Raw genomic sequence first — 18,976 nt, 5'->3', positions numbered from 1 at the left:
GTAGGCTCCCCGCCGTGACCTGGCTCTCCGACCACTGGCTCGACCTTCTCGGATGGGGCGGCAGCGCGCTGCTCGTCTACTCATTGCTCCAGGCCAGCCTGCTGCGGTTGCGGATCCTCAACGCCGTGGCGTGCGTCATCCTGATTGTCTTCAACGGTCTTCTCCAGGTCTGGCCGATGGTCGGGATGAACGCGGTCTTGGTGGCGATCAACGCGTGGTTCGTCCTCAAGATGCTCGGCGAGCGCCACGACGCCGACGCCTTCGAGGTGCTCGAGGTCGGACCGGACGACGAGTACCTCCGACACGTGCTGCGCGTGCACGGTGCCGACATTCGGCGGTTCAATCCCGACTTCGTCCACGACCCGGGCGGGACGCACGACGCGTTCCTGGTGCAGAAGGGCGACGAGACCGTCGGTGTCGTGCTGCTGCAGGAGGAGGGACAGGTCGCGGACGTCAAGCTGGACTACGTCACGCCGCGATACCGAGACCACTCACCCGGCGAGTTCGTGTGGCGACGCAGCGGACTGCTGGCTGCACGCGGGATCCGCCGTGTCGTGACCCCGCCGTCGATGATCGGTGCCTACTACGAGCGCCTCGGGTTCCGACGCGACGGCCGGTCGTGGGTGCTGGACGTGACACCGTGATCACGGTCTTCGTCAGGCGGGTGCTGCCGGTCATCGGCATGGGGGCCGTGATGATGGTGGTGGCCACCCGCATGATCATCTCCGGCACCGGGGCCGACACCTACTTCCACCTCCGGTTCGGCCAGGAGTTCCTCGACGGGTGGTCCATCAGGTCCCCCGGGCACCTGAGCGCCTTCGACTCGGCGAGCTGGACGCCGACCCAGTGGCTCGCCCAGGTCGGCATGGCCGGCGTCGACGACGTGTTCGGCCTCGCCGGGATCCTGTGGCTCGCCGGCACCCTGACGATGGCGTTGCTCGTCCTCGTCTACCTGATGGCGCGACTGCGGGCCGCCCCGCTTGCGGCGGCGCTCGCCACGGCGGTGTTCTACGTCGCCGCCGCGCCCGGCCTGTCCGCACGCCCCCAGCTGCTCAGCTACGTGTTCATCGCCGTCGCCACCCATGCCTGGCTGGCCACTGTCAAGGATGGTCGTCCGCGCTACTGGCTCGTGCTGCTGGCCTGGGTGTGGCCCACCGTGCACGGCATGTGGCCCTTCGGGATCATGATCGCGGTCGTCGTCCTCGCAGGCATGGCACTCGATCGAAGCGTCGCGCCTCGCGCCCTGCTCAAGCTCGCCGTCATCCCGGTCGCCTCCCTCCTGCTGTCGGCAGCCACCCCGGCCGGACTCGGCGCGTTCCGGTCGCTGGTGGACGTGAGCTCACGGTCGGACTACTTCGCCGAATGGGGTGCGCCCGACTTCACCTCGCCGTCGTCCTTCGTGCTGGCACTGATGCTCGCCGTGGTCTTCCTGGTCGCGCTGGTCCGACCGCTCCCGACCACCTGGGCAGACGCCCTGATGATCGGCATGGCGACCGCGTGGGCGCTGTTCACCGTGCGGACCGGCCCCGCCGCCGCCATCGTCGCGGCCCCCTTCCTCGCCTCCGCGATCCAGACGTTCCTCCCGTCTCAGGGTCCACCTGCCCGTCGGGAGGTCATCACGGTGCTCGCCCTCGCCGCCGTGAGCAGCACCGTCCTCGCGCTCAGCGCAGGTTCAAGGACGAGCGAGCCGGTCGTGCCGGCGTGGCTGGACGCTCGGCTGGACGCCGTGCCCACCGGCACGCGCGTGCTCAACGAGTGGGACTCGGGCCCGTACTTCCTGTGGCGGCATCCGCAGCTCAGCCTCGTCATGCACGGCTACGGCGACGTCTTCACCGACGACGAGATCCAGCGCAACGCCGACCTGGTCCAGCTCAATCGTGGATGGGACGACGACGTCGCGGACCTCGAGGCCGACTACGCGCTCGTCACCGCCGACTCGAGGCTGGGCTACGCCCTCGTGCACCAGCTCGGCTGGACCGTCCTCGAGGGGGACGACGAGTTCGAGCTCCTGAGTCCGTCCGAGAAGTGAACGGGGCCCAGCGGCAGCTGACCGGCCGCCACGTAAGGAGACGAGCGGCTCGCGACCTGCTGTGGGCGGTCGCCCTGCTCCAGACGTGGCTGGTGGTCCAGTTCGTGGCCGGCGCCGGGTACGGACTCGGTGTGGACTCGCACGCGTACTGGGCTGCATGGCGCGGTGAGATGTACGACGCCGCGCCGGCGACGCTCGACGCCTACCTCTACAGTCCCGCCTTCGCTCAGCTCGTGTGGCCCCTCGCCCAGCTTCCCTGGCCCGTCTTCGGCGTCGTGTGGGCGATCGCCACCGTCGCCGCCGTGATCTGGCTGGTGAAGGTCGCGCACTGGTACGTCGCCGTCCCCCTGTCGCTCATCGGCCTCCACGAGGTCCTCACCGGCAACATCAACTGGCTCCTGGCCTTGGTCGTCGTCCTCGGCCAACGCCATCCCGCGCTCTGGTCGTTGCCGTTCCTGACCAAAGTCACCTCGTGCCTCGGGCCGATCTGGTTCCTCGCGCGCGGCGAGTGGCGCAAGCTCCTCGTGTGCCTGGGCACCATCGTGGGCATCGCACTCGCATCCTGGCTCGTGGTGCCGGAGCTCTGGCGCGACTGGATCTCCTTCCTGCGGATCCACTCGGGCAGCACGGACACCCAGGTAGGTGCTGCCTTCCTGCCGCCCCTCATCGTGCGTCTCCCGATCGCCATCGCACTCGTGGCCTGGGGCGCTCGCCGGGACCACTGGTGGACCCTGGCGGTCGGCATGATGCTCTCCTCACCCGTCGCCGGACTGGGCCAGATGGCCCTCTTCCTGGCTCTCCCCCGGCTCAACGCCGAGGCTCGTCGCCGTAGGACGGCGATCGACTCCTAGCCGCGTCCGACCCGCCTCGTGCACCGTTGGGAGGACAGGGTCAGCGCCCCGAAGCGGCCACCCACCGCTCGAGCGCAGCGGCTGCCTGACCGGAGTCGATCGCCTCGGCAGCCCGGGCCACGCCGGCGGCGAGGGCAGGCTCGACGTCGTCGTCCGGCGCCCCGTGGACCGCCAGCGCGGCGCCCGCGTTGAGCACCACTGCGTCGCGGACCGGGCCGGTATCACCCGCCAGGAGACGGCGTACGACGTCGGCGTTGTGCGCGGCGTCGCCGCCGCGGAGGTCCTCGGTGGTCGCGCGGGGGATGTCGAGCGTGGCTGGGTCGATCGACTGCTCGGTGACCGAGCCCCCGTGGACGCGCCACAGCGTCGAGGTGGTCGTGGTGGTGAGCTCGTCGAGGCCGTCGTCGCCGCGGAAGACCCACGCGTCGACGCCGCGCCTGGCCAGGACGCCGGCCATGACGGGGGCCATCCGGAGGTCCGCGCAGCCGATGGCCTGCGCCTGCGGACGGGCCGGGTTGGTCAACGGTCCGAGGATGTTGAAGGTGGTCGCGATGCCGAGCTCGCGCCGGGGCACCGCAGCGTGTCGCATGGCCGGGTGGAAGGCGGCGGAGAAGCAGAAGGTGATGCCGGCCTCCTCGGCGACCTCCGCGACCCGCTCCGGCTCGAGGTCGAGCCGGATGCCGAGCGCCTCCAGCACGTCGGCCGACCCGGACTGGGAGGACGCGGAGCGGTTGCCGTGCTTGACGACACGGGCACCGGCGCCCGCGGCGACGATCGCGGCCATCGTGGAGATGTTGACCGACATGGACCGGTCGCCACCGGTCCCGACGACGTCGAGGAGCCGCCCGGGGACCGAGATGGGGTTCGCGGCCGCGAGCATGGCCTCGGCGATGCCGGAGACCTCCTCGACGGTCTCGCCCTTGGCCCGCAGCGCCACCACGAGGCCCGCGAGCTGGACGGGCGTCGCCGCGCCGGCGAACACCTCGTCCATGGCCCATCGCGCCTGCTCGGTCGACAGGTCGCCTCCGGCGACCAGCGTGGAGAGGACGTCGGGCCAGGTGTGGGACATGGGGATCAGGCTAGTGGGGCGACCGGGTGGCTCCGGCCCGGGTTTCAGTGCGTGGCCGGGACCGAGGGGCGCAGCAGCCCGATGACCGCCTCGGCGAGCTGGATCGGGTCGATCGGGTGCGGCACGGCCGCCTCGGCCCGCGACCACGTCGCCAGCCAGGCGTCCTGCGGACGGCCGGTGAGCACGAGGACCGGCGGACACTGGTAGATCTCGTCCTTGAGCTGCTTGGCGATGCCCATGCCACCGGCCGGGACGGCCTCGCCGTCGAGGATGGCCAGCGCGATGTCTCCGGCATCCATGTTCTGGATGACGACGGGCTCGGTCGCCACCTCGACGTACTCGAGCTCCGGGAGGTCGGGGTGCGGGCGACGGCCCAGCGCCAGGATCACCTGCTGGCGGGTGTTCACGTCGTCGCTGTAGACGAGGACCTTGACCGGACGATCTGAGGGGGCGTGGCTCACCCGAGCATCGTAACCATGCAGGAGGTCCGCCGACCCTGTGGCACGGGTCACGACCGACGAGGCGTCAGCCGGTCGTCGTACGCCGCCGCTCCTCGAGGTCGAGCCGGCGGTCCTCCCGGGCGGCCTCCTTCATCGACGACCGCAGCCACTGCGTGAACAGCACGCCGAAGAACAGCACCCCGATGAGGTCCCCGCTGGCCCAGAGGATTCCCCCGGCCAGGTGCTGGTCGTCGAGCACGGGTGGCAGCCACGCACCCATGGGGCCCTCCCGCAGCGCGAGGTAGTGCGCGCCGCCGATCAGCGTCGACTGACCCATGATGGTGACGCCCAGGAACGCGTGGAACGGCAGCGTCATCAGCGTCAGCAGCACCCGGAACGGGTGGCCGACCCTGCCGGGCACCGGGTCGACGCCCATCAGCGGCCAGAAGAACAGGGTGCCCACCAGCACGAGGTGGATGTGCATCATCTGGTGCACGAACGTCGAGCTCAGGCTGGCGTCGTACCAGGAGCTGAAGTAGAGCGCCCACGGCGAGGCGACGTAGAGCACGAACGCCAGCGGCGGGAAGGCCAGCACCTTGGCGACGCGGGAGTGCAGCACCGCCAGCAGCCACCGCCGAGGCTTGCGCGGGAGCGTGCGCAGGGCGAGCGTCACGGGTGCTCCGAGCGCCAGCGCCAGCGGCACCACCATCGACAGCAGCATGTGCTGGACCATGTGCACGCTGAGCAGCGTGGTGTCGTAGCGACCGAGTCCCGAGCTCGTCGCCAGGAAGAAGGCGCCCATCCCGAGCCCGACGAAGGCGAGGGTCCGACCGACCGGCCAGCGGTCGCCGCGGCGGCTCAGGACCACCACCCCGAGCACGTAGAGGCCCACCGCCCAGACCGTCACGACGAACGGGATGGGGTCGATCCCCCACTCGGTGAAGACCCGTCCCAGCGTGAAACGCGGGAGGGTCTCGAGGGCTTCCTGGGAGGCACCGGACAGGGGGATCAGCACCCTGTGAACTTTATGTCGCGACAACACAGGGGGTCGGGGTGCCCTCCACCTCCGGGAGAAGCAATAATGACGCCTGTGGCGACAGCAACTGCGATCCCGGCCTCCCGTCTGCACGGGCACCACGACCGACCCAGCATGGTCAGCGTGGGCACCATCATCTGGCTCTCCAGCGAGCTGATGTTCTTCGCGGCGCTGTTCGCGGCCTACTTCACCATCCGGGCGGTCAGCCCCGAGCTGTGGGGACAGGAGACGGCCAAGCTCAACGTCGTCTTCGCCACCGCCAACACCTCGATCCTGGTGGCCTCCTCGTTCGCCTGCCAGTGGGGCGTGTTCGCAGCCGAGCGCGGCCAGGTCGGCCGCACCGGCGGCCTGCTCAACTTCACCAAGTGGGGCCTGCGCGAGTGGTTCATCCTGACCTACGTCATGGGCGCCATCTTCGTGGGCGGACAGGCGTTGGAGTACGTCGAGCTGGTGCACCACGGCGTGACCATCCCGAGCTCGGCCTACGGCTCGATGTTCTACCTGACCACCGGCTTCCACGGCATCCACGTGGTCGGGGGGTTGATCGCCTTCCTCTTCGTGCTGGGCCGGACCTACCTGGCCCGACGCTTCACCCACGAGCAAGCCGTGACCGCGATCGTCGTGTCCTACTACTGGCACTTCGTCGACGTGGTGTGGATCGGCCTGTTCTTCACGATCTACGTCATCCAGTAAGCACCGATCCCCCACCGCCAAGGACTTATCGTGCGTTTGCTCAACCGAACCGCTGGTCGCCTCTCCCGGCATCGCCGGGGGCCGCTCGCGGGTCTCGCCGTGCTGCTGCTGGGCCTGCTGATCTCCGGCTCGCTCTACACCGCCTTCGCTCCGGCCCAGGCGCAGAGCCAGGCGAGCGAGACCGAGAAGATCGCGCAGGGCAAGGAGCTCTTCCTCGCCAGCTGCGCCTTCTGCCACGGCAAGAACGGTGAGGGCATCCCGACCGTGCGTCCGGGCTACCAGATCGGCCCGCCGCTCGTCGGCACGGGCGCCGCCGCGGTCGACTTCCAGGTCGGCACCGGCCGGATGCCCATGGCCGCACCCGGCCAGCAGGCACCCCGCAAGGCCGTCGCCTTCAGCGACGACGAGGTGGACGCGCTCGCGGCGTACGTCGCCTCCCTCGGCCCCGGCCCGGCGATCCCCAACGAGTCCGACTACTCGATCGAGGGCCTGTCCGAGGAGGAGCGCCAGGAGGCGATCTCCCGCGGCGGCCAGATCTTCCTCACCAACTGCACGGCCTGCCACAACTTCAACGGCGCCGGCGGAGCCATGCCCCGCGGCGGCTACGCGCCCACGCTCCACGGCGTCGAGGGCAAGTACATCTACGAGGCGCTGCTGACCGGACCGCAGCAGATGCCGACCTTCAGCAACGGCAACCTCTCCCCCGACGAGAAGCGCGACGTCATCGCCTACCTCGGCAGCCTCGAGGACGCCCCCGAGGTGGCCGGCTTCACGCTCGGCGGCTACGGGCCGGTCGGTGAGGGCCTGTTCGTCTGGGTCCTCGGCATCGGCGGCCTCGTCGGCGCGGCGGTCTGGATCGCCTCGCACACGACGCGCACCACGAAGAGCAAGGTGGAATCGTGAGCAACGACAACAGCAGCATCGAGCCCACCTCGGGCGGCGGGGACTCCCACCTGCCCGAGCGCGTCGAGGCCGACCCGATCGCCGACCCGGGGCTCCCGCCCCACAAGTGGCGCCCGACCGACGTCGACCCGAAGGCCGAGCGCCGTGCCGAGCGACAGATCGCCGCGATGTTCATCGGCGCGATGGTCATGGCCGTCCTCTTCGTGGTCAGCTACTTCACCTTCTCGGTGGGCGACTCCTGGGACACGATCGGCGGCCTCGGCGCCTCCACCGTGACCCTCGGCGTCACGCTCGGCCTGACCCTCCTGCTCATCGGCACCGCGATCATCCACCTCGCGCGCAAGCTGATGGCCGACGCCGAGATGGTCGAGATGCGGCACCCCGCCGCCTCCCCCCAGGAGGACCGCGACGCCACCGTCGCCGCGCTCAACGCCGGCCTCGACGAGTCCGGCATCGGCCGCCGCCCGCTCGTGCGCAACACCATGTTCGGCGCCATCGGCGTCGGTCTGGGCCTCCCGAGCGTCGTGCTCCTGCGCGACCTCGCCCCGGGCGACCAGCTCGACATCAGCAAGCTCGCGAAGACCATCTGGGCACCGGGCATGCGGCTCGTGCGCGACGTCGTCGGCACCCCGATCCTCGCCAGCGAGATCGAGGTCGGCGACCTCATCAACGGTGCTCCCGAGGCGATGTTCCCCACCGAGGAGAACGGCTACCCCGAGCTGCACGGCGCCCAGGAGCAGATCGACAAGGCCAAGGGCGCCATCATCATCGTCCGGATGGACCCCGACGACATCACGCCGCTCAAGGGGCGTGAGAAGTGGACCGTCGACGGAATCATCTGCTACTCGAAGATCTGCACCCACGTCGGATGCCCGATCTCCCTCTACGAGCGCACCACGCACCACGTGCTGTGCCCGTGCCACCAGTCGACCTTCGACCTCGCGGACCACGCGAAGGTCATCTTCGGTCCGGCTGCCCGCCCCCTCCCCCAGCTGCCCATCGCAGTGGACGAAGAGGGCTACCTCGTCGCGCAGAGCGACTTCACCGAGCCCATCGGGGCTAGCTACTGGGAGCGTGAGAAGCAGTGAGCGTCGACACCAGCAAGGTCGCGACGAGCAACCGCACGAACGCCGCAACCGCATCGAAGCCCGGCCCCGCCGGGTCCCTGGCCACCTGGGCGGACGACCGCCTCGGCCTGGCCACCGCCATGAAGAAGAACCTCCGGAAGGTCTTCCCCGACCACTGGTCGTTCATGCTCGGCGAGATCGCGCTCTGGAGCTTCGTCGTGCTGCTCCTCACCGGCGTCTTCCTCACCTTGTGGTTCAACCCCTCGATGGGTCACATCACCTACGAGGGCTCCTACGACCAGCTCCGCGGCATCGGCATGTCGGAGTCGATGGCCTCGACGGTGCACATCTCCTTCGACGTCCGCGGCGGCCTGCTGATGCGCCAGATGCACCACTGGGCGGCGGCCATCTTCATCGCCTCGATGATGGTGCACCTGCTGCGCGTCGCCTTCACCGGCGCCTACCGCAAGCCCCGTGAGCTCAACTGGGTCATCGGCTGCGTGCTGCTGCTCCTCGGCACGCTCGAGGGCTTCACCGGCTACTCGCTGCCCGACGACCTGCTCTCGGGCACCGGCGTCCGTGCCGCCGACGGCTTCCTCAAGGCCACCCCCGTGGTGGGCGCGTACATGTCGTTCTTCCTCTTCGGCGGCGAGTTCCCCGGCGAGTCGATCATCCCGCGCCTCTACATCATCCACGTGCTGCTCATCCCCGGCATCCTGCTGGCTCTGATCGCCGCGCACATGCTGCTGCTCGTCTACCACAAGCACACGCAGTGGCCTGGCCCCGGCCGCACCGAGCAGAACGTCGTGGGATTCCCCATGCTGCCCGTGTACGCCGCCAAGGCCGGCGGCTTCTTCTTCATGGTCTTCGGCGTCATCGCCCTCATGGGCGGCCTGATGTCGATCAACCCGGTGTGGAAGTTCGGCCCCTACGACCCGACCAAGGTCACCGCCGGCTCCCAGCCCGACTGGTACATGGGCTGGCCCGACGGCCTGCTGCGGATCATCCCGAGCCACTGGGAGTCGGTGATCTTCGGCTACACGATCTCGTGGAACGTGATGCTCCCGATCCTGATCGTTCCGCCGCTCATGCTCGTCGTCCTGATCCTCCTGCCCTTCCTCGAGGGCTGGATCACCGGCGACAAGCGCGACCACCACCTGCTCCAGCGCCCCCGCAACGCGCCCACGCGCACCGCGGTCATGGTCGCCCTGATGACGTTCTACGGCCTCGCCTGGGCCGCGGGTGGTAACGACATCATCGCCATCAAGCTGCACCTGAGCATCAACCAGATCACCTACTTCATGCGCGTGGCGATCTTCCTGGGGCCGGTCCTGGCCTTCTGGATCACGCGTCGGTGGTGCATCTCCCTGCAGCGCCACGACAACGAGAAGCTGCTCCACGGCTACGAGACGGGCATCATCACCCGCTCCCCCGAGGGCCAGTACTCCGAGCGTCACCTCCCGATCAGCGCGACGTCCGCCTACACGCTCACTGCACGTGACCGTGACGAGGTCCTGGCGTTGCCGAGCGAGACGGACTCGGCTGGCGTGACGGCGCCCAACTCCCGCTCCGAGCGGCTGCGGGCGAGGCTGTCGTCGTGGATGTACAGCAACAACGTGCAGAAGCCCACGCGGGCCGAGCTCGAGGAGGCGCACCACCACGCCGAGCACGAGGCGGAGCTCCAGGCCGGTCTGGACCACCCGGCCGACGGTCACCAGTTCGACGACCACCGCCTGCGCGACGCCGACGACGTACCGCTGCGCGACCACTGAGCCGCGCCGCTGGTCCGCCAGCATGGAGCAGGGCCCGCCGGGATCGTCCCGGCGGGCCCTTCTTCTTCGTCAGGCCGGGGGCTTCAGGAGAGCGCGGAGCCCTTGCGCCACGCCTGGGGCGACAGGTTCCAGTCGCCGTAGCCGTTGTCGAGGGTCATCTGCCGCTCGGAGCCGCTGACCTCCACGACGTCGCCCCTGCTGGTGCGGTCGTAGAGCCACTGTGCGTCAGCCAGGCTCATGCCGACGCAGCCGTGCGAGACGTTGGCGCTGCCCTGGGAGCCGACCGACCAGGGGGCCGCGTGGATGAACTCGCCGGAGTACGTGACGCGCATGGCGTACTCGACGTTCGAGAGGTTGTAGTACTCCGGGTCGCTCTCGTCGACGCCGATCGTGGCGGCGTTCATCGTCTTGCGCCGGAACTTCTCGATGATCACCTTGGTGCCCGACCGGGTCTCCCACCCGGCCTTGCCGGCACTGATCGGCATGGTGCGGGCGAGCGTGCCGTTGATGAAGGTGCGCATGAGGTGGGTGTCGACGTCGACCTTGCTGACCACCGAGTCGCCGATGTGGAAGTCGATGCTGCGCGACTCCTGTCCGAAGATGCCGTTGCCGGCGGGCAGGCTGTTGACGTCGACGTCCACCGAGACGTCGGTTCCGGGCTTCCAGTAGTGCGCCGGTCGGAAGTGCGCCTCCCGGTCGCTCAGCCAGTACCACGACCCCTTCTGCTCGGGGCTGCTGGTGACGTGCATGTGCTTCTCGAAGAGCGCCTTGTCGGTCACCGGGAGGTCGAAGGTGACCACGACGGGCATGCCCACGCCGACCGTCTCGCCGTTCAGGGGCGCGACCGAGGGGAACGTCTGCTGGTCGAGGGTCAGGTCGACGGTGTGGAAGCTGCGGGTGCGCTCCACCGCGTGGCCGTCGGAGCGCGTCGCGGTGGCGGTGATGGTGTAGTCGGTGCCGGGCTCGAGCAGGCTCGAGGCCGTCCACGAGCCGTCCGCCACCTCTCCGGTCACGTCACCCGCGCTGGAGGTCACCTGCACCGCATCCAGGGTGCCGCCGCTCGCGCTGACCGACACCGGTGCGTCGATGGGGACGCTGGCGGGGTCGGTGAAGCTGGTGCTGAGGCGTACGGGCTGGGGCCTGGCGGTCTCGGAGGCCGACTGGCCTCCGGGTCGCTGGCCTGGTCCGTCGGCGGAGGAACCCCCTCCGGGCGAGGTGCACGCGGTCAGCCCTGCGGTGAGGGCGAGGACCGCGACACCGGCCACCGTGGCACGGTGGGCGGAGCGCGTGGTGACGAGCGCACGAGAGCGCATGTGGTGAGACCCCCAGGAGAACGACAAGACCCACCCAGCGTACGTCGCGGGCGGGCCCTGGTCGTGGTTGGCGCGGGTGTGGCGCACCGATCAGGGGTGGATCAGCGATGACTCAGTGGGCGTGCTCGCCCCGGTAGTACTCGAAGACGAAGCCACAGGTCATCACCGCGCCGACGATGAAGCCGATGATCACCAGCCACCACGCTGCGAGCGCGACGCCGTAGACCAGCAGGCCGAGCGCGAGGGCGCACCACAGCGGCCACCACGAGTAGGGCGGGAAGAAGCCCAGCTCGCCGGCTCCCTCGGCGATCTCACCTTCCTTGCGGTCCTCGGGACGGGGGTCCATCTTCGAGGCGTGGAAGCCGAGGTACATGGTGACCATGCCGAACAGCAGCGCGGTCATGACCAGCGCGGACGTGCCGGTCCAGTCGTGGGCGAGGAACCAGTAGGCCGGAGTGACGACCGCGACGAACAGTGCGGTGGCTCCGAAGACCCAGGCTTCGGCCTTCATCGGTGATCTCCATCGTGAGGGTCGGTGGTGGTGTCGTCGTCGGCGCGCTCGCGCAGCATCTCCTCGCGCCCGGTCATCTCGGGTGCGTCGGCCACCTCACCGTTGCGCTCGGCGTCGTGCTCGTGGAGCTCCATGAGCGCGATCTCCGGGTGGTGGAGGTCGAAGGCCGGGGACTCCGAGCGGATGCGCGGCAGGGTGTGGAAGTTGTGGCGCGGCGGCGGGCAGCTGGTGGCCCACTCCAGCGAGCGGCCCCAGCCCCACGGGTCGTCGACCTCGATCTTCGGCCCGCGGGCGGAGACGTAGACGTTGTAGAGGAACGGCAGCATCGAGGCACCGAGGAGGAAGGAGCCCACGGTCGAGATCTGGTTGAGCGTGGTGAACCCGTCCTCGGGCAGGTAGTCGGCGTAGCGACGCGGCATGCCCTCCACCCCGAGCCAGTGCTGGACGAGGAAGGTGGTGTGGAAGCCGACGAACAGCAGCCAGAAGTGGACCTTGCCCAGACGCTCGTCGAGCATCCGACCGGTCATCTTCGGCCACCAGAAGTAGAACCCGGCGAACATCGCGAAGACCACCGTGCCGAACACGACGTAGTGGAAGTGCGCCACCACGAAGTAGGAGTCGGACACGTGGAAGTCCAGCGGCGGGCTGGCCAGGATCACTCCGGTCAGACCACCGAAGAGGAAGGTGGTCAAGAAGCCGATCGACCACAGCATGGGGGTGTCGAAGGACAGAGATCCCCCCCACATCGTGCCGATCCAGTTGAAGAACTTCACGCCGGTCGGGACCGCGATGAGGAACGTCATGCCCGAGAAGAACGGCAGGTCGACGGCGCCGGTGACGAACATGTGGTGGGCCCACACCGCGACGGACAGCATCGCGATGCCGAGCGTGGCCGCGACGAGACCGACGTAGCCGAAGATCGGCTTGCGGCTGAAGACCGGCAGGACCTCGGAGATGATGCCGAAGAACGGCAGCGCGATGATGTAGACCTCGGGGTGACCGAAGAACCAGAACAGGTGCTGCCACAGCACCGGGCCGCCGTGGGACGGGTCGAAGACGTGCGCCCCGAGTATCCGATCGGCCTCGAGCGAGAGCAGCGCGCCCGCGAGGATCGGGAACACCATGATCACGAGCATGCTGGTGATCAGGACGTTCCAGACGAAGATCGGCATCCGGAACATCGTCATGCCGGGCGCACGCATGCAGATGATCGTGGTGATGAAGTTGACGCCACCCAGGATCGAGCCGAGACCGGCCATCCACAGGCCCATGATCCAGAGGTCGCCGCCGACACCCGGGCTGCGAACCGCGTCGGACAGCGGCGTGTAGGCGAACCACCCGAAGTCGGCGGCGCCGGACGGGGTGAGGAAGCCGGAACCGGCGATGAGGCCGCCGAACAGGAACAGCCAGTAGCTGAACATGTTGAGGCGCGGGAACGCCACGTCGGGCGCGCCGATCTGCAGCGGCATGATCACGTTGGCGAAGCCGAAGAACAGCGGCGTCGCGAACAGCAGCAGCATGATCGTGCCGTGCATCGTGAACAGCTGGTTGTAGAGCTGGTCGTTGACGATCTGCTGACCGGGGTAGGCCAGCTCGGCGCGGATCAGCATGGCCATCAGGCCCGCGGCCAGGAACCAGCCGAACGAGGTGATGAGGTACATCTTGCCGATCAGCTTGTGATCGGTCGTGGTCAGCATCCGGACGACCTGCTGGCCCAGCGGCTTGCGCTCCGGCGGGGGCGTCGCGGCCTGGGGGGAGGCCGAGGTGGTGGCGGTCACTCGCTGTGTCCTTCCGAGTTGGCGTCGAGGCCGGCCTGCTCGTTGACGAAGCTGCCGCCGAGGACCGGGAGCTGCGAGGTGTTGCCCTGCTCGGCCAGGTCGGCGAGGTAGGCCTCGTAGTCGGCCTGGCTGACGACCTCGACGTTGAAGAGCATCCGGGAGTGGGAGACGCCGCAGAGCTCGTAGCACTTGCCGGCGTAGGTGCCCTCCACCGTCGGCGTGACCTGGAGCTTGTTCACACGGCCGGGGATCACGTCGAGCTTGGTGAGGAAGGCGGGCACGCCGAACGAGTGGATGACGTCGGGCGAGTGCAGGTTGAACTGGATGGTCTCGTCCACCGGCAGCACCAGCGTCGGGATGTCGCGCGCGGTGCCGGAGGTGTAGACGTACTCGTCGTAGGCGAAGTCTGCGGGCTCGCCGTTGGCGGCGGGCTCACCCGTCGCATCGGTGTTCTGCTCCCCGATGCCGTGGTTGAAGGTCCACGTCCACTGCTGGCCCATCACCTCGATCGTCAGGTCGGGGTCGGGGACCATCTTGGTCATCTCGTCCTGGACGCGGACGGTGTGGAAGAAGAACACGACACACATCAGGACCGGCGCGATCGTGTAGAAGACCTCGAGCGGCAGGTTGTAGCGCGTCTGCCGCGGCACCTCGTCGTCGCTGCGGCGGCGGAACTTCACCACGGCGTAGAAGATGAGGCCCCACACGATGATGCCGGTGGCCATCGCCGCGACCCAGGCCCATTTCCAGAGCTCGTAGGTGTAGGGGCCCTGCGCGCTGGCGCGGTCGGGCATCGCGAGGTTCTTGATCTGGTGCGTGTCGGCCTCGGAACATCCGGCCAGCACCAGCATCGTCATGCCCAGCAGCGCGACCTTCAGGGCACGCCGCGTGCGCGCACCTGAAAGGTTGGGGACTTGCAGACCCACTGACGAGCCTCTCTCTAGGTCCTTCTCGACGTGTAGAGAGTATCCCCAACCGGCCGCGTCGCGCGGGGCAGGGTCGGGTGTCGGCTGATCTGGCCCGATCGGGGAGACCGACGTGGGCGGCGCGCGCCGGGCGTGGCATAAGTTGCCCCTGTGACCGGGCCGCGCGACCTCGACAGCGCCTCCGCCATGCCCCTGCACCCGGCCGCCCGCGAGGCCTTCCTCGCCGCGCTCGACCGGGGGTACGCCGACCCCCGCCGGCTGCACCGGGCGGGCCGCGAGGCGCGGATCCTGCTCGACAACGCGCGCGAGGTGACGGCCCACGCGCTCGGCGTGCGTCCCGACGAGGTCACCTTCACCCCCAGCGGCACCCATGCGGTGCACCTGGGCCTGCTGGGTCTCGTGCGCGGGTCGCGGCGGGGGGATGTCGTCGTGCACTCCGCGGTCGAGCACTCAGCCGTCCGCCACGCCGTCGCGTGGGGTGCTCGCGCCCGGACGGTGTCGTGCGACGCGCAGGGCCGGGTGGACGTCGGCGTCCTGGCGAACGAGGCGACCGCGCCCGACGTGGGCGTGGTCGCCCTGCAGGCCGCCAACCACGAGGTCGGCACCGTGCAGCCCGTCGGCGACCTCGATCTGCCCGCCGAACTCCCGCTCTTCACCGACGCCTGCGCATCGATGGGCCGCTCGCCCCTCCCGACCGGCTGGGCCGCCGCTGCCGGGTCTGCGCACAAGTGGGGAGGTCCGGCGGGGGTCGGCGTGCTCCTCGTGCGCAAGCGGGCCCGCTGGCGCAACCCCTTCCCCGGTGACGACCGCGTCGACGAGCGGAGCACCGGCTTCGAGAACGTTCCCGCCGTCCTCGCCTCGGCCGCCTCGCTCCAGGCGGTGGTGGCCGAGCGCGAGGAGGTCAGCGCCCGCCAGCACGAGCTCGTCGACGTCGTACGCCGCCGGGTGGCCGCGGAGGTCCCCGACGTGGAGGTGGTCGGCGATCCCGTGCGACGCCTCCCCCACCTGGTGACCTTCTCGTGCCTCTACGTCGACGGCGAGGCGCTGGTCACCGAGCTCGACCGGCGCGGCCTCGGCATCGCCAGCGGCTCGGCCTGCACCGCCTCCACCCTGACGCCGAGCCACGTGCTGGAGGCGATGGGCGTGCTGACCCACGGCAACGTCCGCCTCTCGCTCCAGCGCGACGCGACCCGTGCCGACGTCGACGCCTTCTGCGACGTGCTGCCGGGCGTCGTGGCGGAGATCCGGTCACGGGTGGGCATGTGAGCGCCGAGTCGTCCGGGCCGAGGATCGCGCTCGAGCTGGACTGTCGCGCCCTGCCGTGCCCGATGCCGGTCATCGAGCTGGCCCGTCACCTCGCGGACGTGTCGGTGGGCGACCTGCTGGCAGTCGTGGCGCACGACCCCGCGGCAGCGGTCGACGTGCCGGCCTGGTGCCGGATGAAGGCACAGGACTACGTCGGGGCGGACACCGCCGACGACGGCGCCCCGCGCTTCGTCGTACGACGCCTGACGTGACCCGCTCGCGGTAGTCCCCTACGTTCTGGGGCTCTCCTGGGACCCCACACTCGGTAGTCCCCTACGTTCTGGGCGCCCAGAACGTAGGGGACTACCTCGAGGTCGTGGATCAGGCGCGGATGGTCTTCAGGTGCGGCTCGAAGTCGGCGACGGCCTCGTCGCCGTAGGTCGCCCCGCACCGCTCGAGGAAGGCCTGGCGGGAGATCTCGTACTCCTGCGTGCCGACCCGCTCGACGACGTAGACGGCCAGCAGGCAGCCGAGCTGGGCAGCGCGCTCGTGGCCGAGGCCCCAGCTCAGTGCGGCGAGGAAACCGGCGCGGAAGGCGTCGCCGACCCCGGTGGGCTCGACCTTCGCGATCTCGGGCACGGCCCGGACCACGATCGACTCCTCGCCCCGGCGGTCGATGCGTACGCCGTCGGGGCCGAGCGTGACGACCCAGGTGCCGACCCGCGAGAGGACCTCGTCGGCGCTCCAGCCGGTCTTCTGGGTGATCAGGCTGGCTTCGTACTCGTTGGAGAACAGGATCTCCGCGCCGTCGATCAGCGGTCGGATCAGGTCGCCGTCGCCGAAGGCCAGCTGCTGCGAGGGGTCCGCGAGGAACTTGTAGCCGCGCTGGCGGCACTCCTCGGTGTGGCGCAGCATGCCCTGCGGGTCGTCCGGGCCGATGATCACGTAGTCGGGCTCCCCCACGCGCTCGACGATCGGCTTGAGCTCGATCTCGCGCGACTCGCTCATCGCGCCGGCGTAGAAGCTCGCGATCTGCGCGTGGGAGGAGTCGTTGGTGCACACGAAGCGCGCGGTGTGCCGGGTCTCGGACACGTGCACCGAGTCACAGTCGACGTTGTGGCGCTCGAGCCACGCGCGGTACTCGGCGAAGTCCTCCCCCACGGCTCCGACGAGCACCGGGCGCAGGCCCAGGTTGCCCAAGCCGAAGCAGATGTTGGCCGCACACCCGCCGCGGCGGACCTCCAGGTCCTCGACGAGGAACGACACGGAGAGCTTGTCGAGCTGGTCGACGACGAGGCTGTCGGCGAACCTGCCCGGGAAGGACATCAGGTGGTCGGTCGCGATGGATCCGGCAACGAGGAGGGACACGACGCGGAACACTACCCTCAGGTAAGCCTCGGACTACCTCGCGGTAGCCCGTAGCGTCGGGTCCATGACGACTCCAGCGCAGGGTTCCCAGCGTCCCTCGAGCCTGGTCCACGACGAGCTCGGCACGCCGGCACAGATGGCCGACGACTGTCGCCAGGTCGGCCGCCACCTGCGTCTCGAACGAGCCGCCCGCGCCGCCGTCTCCGCTCCACCGAGCCTTCGCTTCGAGGACTACCCCGCCGAGGTCGGCAAGCGCGACATCCGGATCTCGGACGCCGCCGCCCGCCTCGCCAACGCGCTCCACCTGCACCTGGACTGACCCACTTCGCGAAGAAGGGCCCCCGCCGGTCGGCGGGGGCCCTTCGTCGCTGATGTGGTCAGTCGGCTGACGCGTGCACGCTCAGTGGAACGAGTCGCCGCACGCGCACGAGCCCGTGGCGTTCGGGTTGTCGATCGTGAAGCCCTGCTTCTCGATGGTGTCGACGAAGTCGATCTCGGCACCGTTGAGGTAGGGGACGCTCATCCGGTCGACCACGACGGTGACGCCGTCGAAGTCGGTGGTCACGTCACCGTCGAGGGTGCGCTCGTCGAAGAACAGCTGGTAGCGCAGACCCGAGCAGCCACCCGGCTGCACGGAGATGCGCAGGGCCAGGTCGTCGCGACCCTCCTGCTCGAGGAGGCTGCTGATCTTGCTGGCGGCGACGGCAGACAGGTTGATCTGGTCGGTGCGGCGCTCAGTGGTCTCGACCTGCTCGGTCATCTCATCACTCCAGAAGGCTCGGGGTACTGCTGGTTCCAATGGTCGCACACCCGGGGTTATTCCCGACGGTCGTGCCCGTGGCGCAGCCGACACCCTGCGGGGGTCCATCCTGGCGGCGCACGACATCCGCGCCAGCAATCTCGATGTCGTGCGCCGCCACCCTCGCGTGCGCCGACCTCACCGTGGCGGCGTACGACATCCGGAGCCACGACCACGATGTCGTCAGCCGCCACCTTGGCCGGCGACCCGCCGGAGGAAGTCCGCCTGACCTGCCGGCGTGAACAGCGACCGGCGGAGCTCCTTGGTCCACGGCCGGATCCGAGCCGGGTCGTGGGGTCGACCGATCGCGCGGTCGGCGTCCTCCAGCACGGTGACGGGACGGCGCAGGACGTCGCCCGAGGTGTAGCCACGACGGACGCGGCCCGCCTTGTCGAGCCTCCGGTCGCGACGTCGGTCCTTGACCCTGCGGATCGCCGTCTCGTGCTCGTCGCCGTCGTACTCGTGGACCGACGTGGTTCCTGTGACCCAGAGATCCACGCGAGCCACCAGCACGCCGTCCGCGTCGACCACCTCGTGCTGCGGGACGACGTCGATGCCGCACCAGACGTGAAGGAGACGGAGAAGCGTCTCGAAGGCGGACTCCGACCGCTCGTCGGCCAACGCCAGCGCCTCACGCAACCGACGCGCACCCGGCCGACGGGGCCTGATGACCTCCTCGATCTCGGCGCGGGTGGCGAGCCGGAGATGGAGGACGCAGTCGACCAGAACGACGGTGTCGATGACGCACAGCCATCGCGCACACGCCAGCAGGGTCTCGGGAACGGACGCGCACCTGAGCCCGTGGACCTCCTCGAAGGCGATGACCCTCCCGTGCCGGCTGGTCCGGACGCCGGCTCGCATCGGTCGCGGGTCGGCGAGCCCCATCGCCATGAAGACCGGCGATCTCGCCGGGATCGGCGGTAGCCACCATCCCCTGACCTCGGCCGAGGTCAGAGCGGTGAAGCAGTTGTCGTCCGACATGAGCAGCTGCCAGGCGTGCAGGCCACCGACGTCGTCATCGAGCTCGGTCAGGCGATGGACGCCGCGGGACTCACGGACGTACGCCCTCAGGTGTGGGTGGCCCCGAACGGCCTTCGGGCGATCTGCCGGACCCGTGTCAGCTGTCATCCGGCGATGGTCGGATCGGCCGCGCGGCCACTTCCACCGCGTGCGCTC

At 69.5% G+C, this 18,976-nt stretch carries 20 protein-coding genes; 10 read left to right on the top strand and 10 right to left on the bottom strand.

The window, feature by feature from the left end; translation table 11 throughout:
• The first annotated feature begins 14 nt into the window (after nt 1-14).
• The 3 genes from IEZ25_RS02060 to IEZ25_RS02050 are packed head-to-tail and all read left to right on the top strand — an operon-like array spanning nt 15 to nt 2,880.
• The gene (locus IEZ25_RS02060; RefSeq protein WP_191197714.1) at nt 15-644 is read left to right on the top strand and encodes a hypothetical protein; all 630 of its coding nucleotides are present in this window, start codon (nt 15-17) and stop codon (nt 642-644) included.
• A complete protein-coding gene (locus IEZ25_RS02055; RefSeq protein ID WP_191197713.1) occupies nt 641-2,029 on the top strand; it encodes a hypothetical protein in 1,389 nt (462 codons plus the stop codon). Before IEZ25_RS02060 ends, IEZ25_RS02055 begins: the two co-directional genes overlap by 4 nt.
• Nucleotides 2,026-2,880 carry a glycosyltransferase family 87 protein gene (locus IEZ25_RS02050; protein WP_191197712.1) on the top strand — a complete coding sequence of 285 codons (855 nt, stop codon included), beginning with the start codon at nt 2,026-2,028 and terminating at the stop codon, nt 2,878-2,880. The genes IEZ25_RS02055 and IEZ25_RS02050 overlap by 4 nt, the downstream gene beginning before the upstream one ends.
• A gap of 40 nt (nt 2,881-2,920) precedes the next feature.
• Here IEZ25_RS02050 and trpD read toward each other — a convergent pair whose 3' ends face one another.
• The 3 genes from trpD to IEZ25_RS02035 all read right to left on the bottom strand — a co-directional run bounded on the left by trpD (nt 2,921) and on the right by IEZ25_RS02035 (nt 5,404).
• Nucleotides 2,921-3,949, bottom strand: coding sequence for an anthranilate phosphoribosyltransferase (gene trpD, locus IEZ25_RS02045; protein WP_191197711.1), 1,029 nt, complete (start codon nt 3,947-3,949; stop codon nt 2,921-2,923).
• Between the two features lie 44 nt (nt 3,950-3,993).
• The gene (locus IEZ25_RS02040; RefSeq protein WP_191197710.1) at nt 3,994-4,410 is read right to left on the bottom strand and encodes an Rv3143 family two-component system response regulator; all 417 of its coding nucleotides are present in this window, start codon (nt 4,408-4,410) and stop codon (nt 3,994-3,996) included.
• Nucleotides 4,411-4,474: 64 nt separating this feature from the next.
• Complete coding sequence (locus IEZ25_RS02035; RefSeq protein ID WP_318151992.1) at nt 4,475-5,404, bottom strand: cytochrome c oxidase assembly protein; 930 nt, start codon at nt 5,402-5,404, stop codon at nt 4,475-4,477.
• Nucleotides 5,405-5,416: 12 nt separating this feature from the next.
• On the opposite strand from IEZ25_RS02035, the gene ctaE reads away from it, so the two are divergent.
• From ctaE to qcrB, 4 genes are read left to right on the top strand one after another with little or no spacing between them, the layout of a single operon-like run.
• On the top strand, nt 5,417-6,118 hold the full coding sequence (ctaE, locus tag IEZ25_RS02030; RefSeq protein ID WP_449866947.1) for an aa3-type cytochrome oxidase subunit III: 702 nt from the start codon (nt 5,417-5,419) through the stop codon (nt 6,116-6,118).
• A 30-nt stretch (nt 6,119-6,148) separates the two neighbouring features.
• On the top strand, nt 6,149-7,021 hold the full coding sequence (qcrC, locus tag IEZ25_RS02025) for a cytochrome bc1 complex diheme cytochrome c subunit (RefSeq protein WP_191197708.1): 873 nt from the start codon (nt 6,149-6,151) through the stop codon (nt 7,019-7,021).
• Nucleotides 7,018-8,109 (top strand): cytochrome bc1 complex Rieske iron-sulfur subunit, encoded by a 1,092-nt coding sequence (gene qcrA / locus IEZ25_RS02020; protein ID WP_318151991.1) that lies wholly within the window; start codon nt 7,018-7,020, stop codon nt 8,107-8,109. The genes qcrC and qcrA overlap by 4 nt, the downstream gene beginning before the upstream one ends.
• Complete coding sequence (gene qcrB, locus IEZ25_RS02015; RefSeq protein ID WP_318151990.1) at nt 8,106-9,860, top strand: cytochrome bc1 complex cytochrome b subunit; 1,755 nt, start codon at nt 8,106-8,108, stop codon at nt 9,858-9,860. The genes qcrA and qcrB overlap by 4 nt, the downstream gene beginning before the upstream one ends.
• Nucleotides 9,861-9,943: 83 nt before the next feature.
• On the opposite strand, the gene IEZ25_RS02010 is transcribed toward qcrB, so the two are convergent.
• The 4 genes from IEZ25_RS02010 to ctaC all read right to left on the bottom strand — a co-directional run bounded on the left by IEZ25_RS02010 (nt 9,944) and on the right by ctaC (nt 14,388).
• A complete protein-coding gene (locus IEZ25_RS02010) occupies nt 9,944-11,173 on the bottom strand; it encodes a L,D-transpeptidase (RefSeq protein WP_191197707.1) in 1,230 nt (409 codons plus the stop codon).
• 112 nt (nt 11,174-11,285) lie between these two features.
• Complete coding sequence (locus IEZ25_RS02005) at nt 11,286-11,684, bottom strand: cytochrome c oxidase subunit 4 (RefSeq protein WP_191197706.1); 399 nt, start codon at nt 11,682-11,684, stop codon at nt 11,286-11,288.
• Complete coding sequence (gene ctaD / locus IEZ25_RS02000; protein ID WP_449866946.1) at nt 11,681-13,462, bottom strand: aa3-type cytochrome oxidase subunit I; 1,782 nt, start codon at nt 13,460-13,462, stop codon at nt 11,681-11,683. The genes IEZ25_RS02005 and ctaD overlap by 4 nt, the downstream gene beginning before the upstream one ends.
• Nucleotides 13,459-14,388: an aa3-type cytochrome oxidase subunit II gene (gene ctaC / locus IEZ25_RS01995; RefSeq protein ID WP_318151989.1), complete on the bottom strand. Its 930-nt coding sequence runs from the start codon at nt 14,386-14,388 to the stop codon at nt 13,459-13,461. Before ctaC ends, ctaD begins: the two co-directional genes overlap by 4 nt.
• A 150-nt stretch (nt 14,389-14,538) precedes the next feature.
• Between ctaC and IEZ25_RS01990 the strand changes: the two genes are divergently transcribed.
• Nucleotides 14,539-15,654: a cysteine desulfurase family protein gene (locus IEZ25_RS01990; protein ID WP_318151988.1), complete on the top strand. Its 1,116-nt coding sequence runs from the start codon at nt 14,539-14,541 to the stop codon at nt 15,652-15,654.
• A complete protein-coding gene (locus IEZ25_RS01985; RefSeq protein ID WP_318151987.1) occupies nt 15,651-15,905 on the top strand; it encodes a sulfurtransferase TusA family protein in 255 nt (84 codons plus the stop codon). The genes IEZ25_RS01990 and IEZ25_RS01985 overlap by 4 nt, the downstream gene beginning before the upstream one ends.
• Before the next feature lie 109 nt (nt 15,906-16,014).
• On the opposite strand, the gene IEZ25_RS01980 is transcribed toward IEZ25_RS01985, so the two are convergent.
• Nucleotides 16,015-17,001 (bottom strand): carbohydrate kinase family protein, encoded by a 987-nt coding sequence (locus IEZ25_RS01980; protein ID WP_191197705.1) that lies wholly within the window; start codon nt 16,999-17,001, stop codon nt 16,015-16,017.
• Nucleotides 17,002-17,065: 64 nt separating this feature from the next.
• On the opposite strand from IEZ25_RS01980, the gene IEZ25_RS01975 reads away from it, so the two are divergent.
• Nucleotides 17,066-17,320 (top strand): hypothetical protein, encoded by a 255-nt coding sequence (locus IEZ25_RS01975; RefSeq protein WP_191197704.1) that lies wholly within the window; start codon nt 17,066-17,068, stop codon nt 17,318-17,320.
• Nucleotides 17,321-17,401: 81 nt separating this feature from the next.
• Here the strand turns inward: IEZ25_RS01975 and erpA are convergent, their stop codons facing one another.
• Both erpA and IEZ25_RS01965 read right to left on the bottom strand, forming a co-directional pair.
• Entirely contained in the window at nt 17,402-17,761 is a 360-nt protein-coding gene (gene erpA / locus IEZ25_RS01970) for an iron-sulfur cluster insertion protein ErpA (protein WP_129400819.1), read from the bottom strand.
• A gap of 222 nt (nt 17,762-17,983) precedes the next feature.
• Nucleotides 17,984-18,928 (bottom strand): hypothetical protein, encoded by a 945-nt coding sequence (locus IEZ25_RS01965; RefSeq protein ID WP_191197703.1) that lies wholly within the window; start codon nt 18,926-18,928, stop codon nt 17,984-17,986.
• Between the last annotated feature and the right edge of the window lie 48 nt (nt 18,929-18,976).

The sequence above is a fragment of the Nocardioides hwasunensis genome, assembly GCF_014779665.1.
GTDB lineage: Bacteria > Actinomycetota > Actinomycetes > Propionibacteriales > Nocardioidaceae > Nocardioides > Nocardioides hwasunensis.
The sequence above is the reverse complement of the archived record's forward strand: the minus strand, read 5'-3'. Positions and strand labels throughout refer to the sequence as shown.

Bases quoted from the DNA above. Each gene is read 5' to 3' on its own strand.
- trpD (WP_191197711.1), bottom strand. From the start codon at position 3,949: ATGTCCCACACCTGGCCCGACGTCCTCTCCACGCTGGTCGCCGGAGGC.
- ctaE (WP_449866947.1), top strand. From the start codon at position 5,417: ATGTCGCGACAACACAGGGGGTCGGGGTGCCCTCCACCTCCGGGAGAA.
- IEZ25_RS02010 (WP_191197707.1), bottom strand. From the start codon at position 11,173: ATGCGCTCTCGTGCGCTCGTCACCACGCGCTCCGCCCACCGTGCCACG.
- IEZ25_RS02005 (WP_191197706.1), bottom strand. From the start codon at position 11,684: ATGAAGGCCGAAGCCTGGGTCTTCGGAGCCACCGCACTGTTCGTCGCG.
- IEZ25_RS01975 (WP_191197704.1), top strand. From the start codon at position 17,066: ATGACGACTCCAGCGCAGGGTTCCCAGCGTCCCTCGAGCCTGGTCCAC.
- erpA (WP_129400819.1), bottom strand. From the start codon at position 17,761: ATGACCGAGCAGGTCGAGACCACTGAGCGCCGCACCGACCAGATCAAC.
- IEZ25_RS01965 (WP_191197703.1), bottom strand. From the start codon at position 18,928: ATGACAGCTGACACGGGTCCGGCAGATCGCCCGAAGGCCGTTCGGGGC.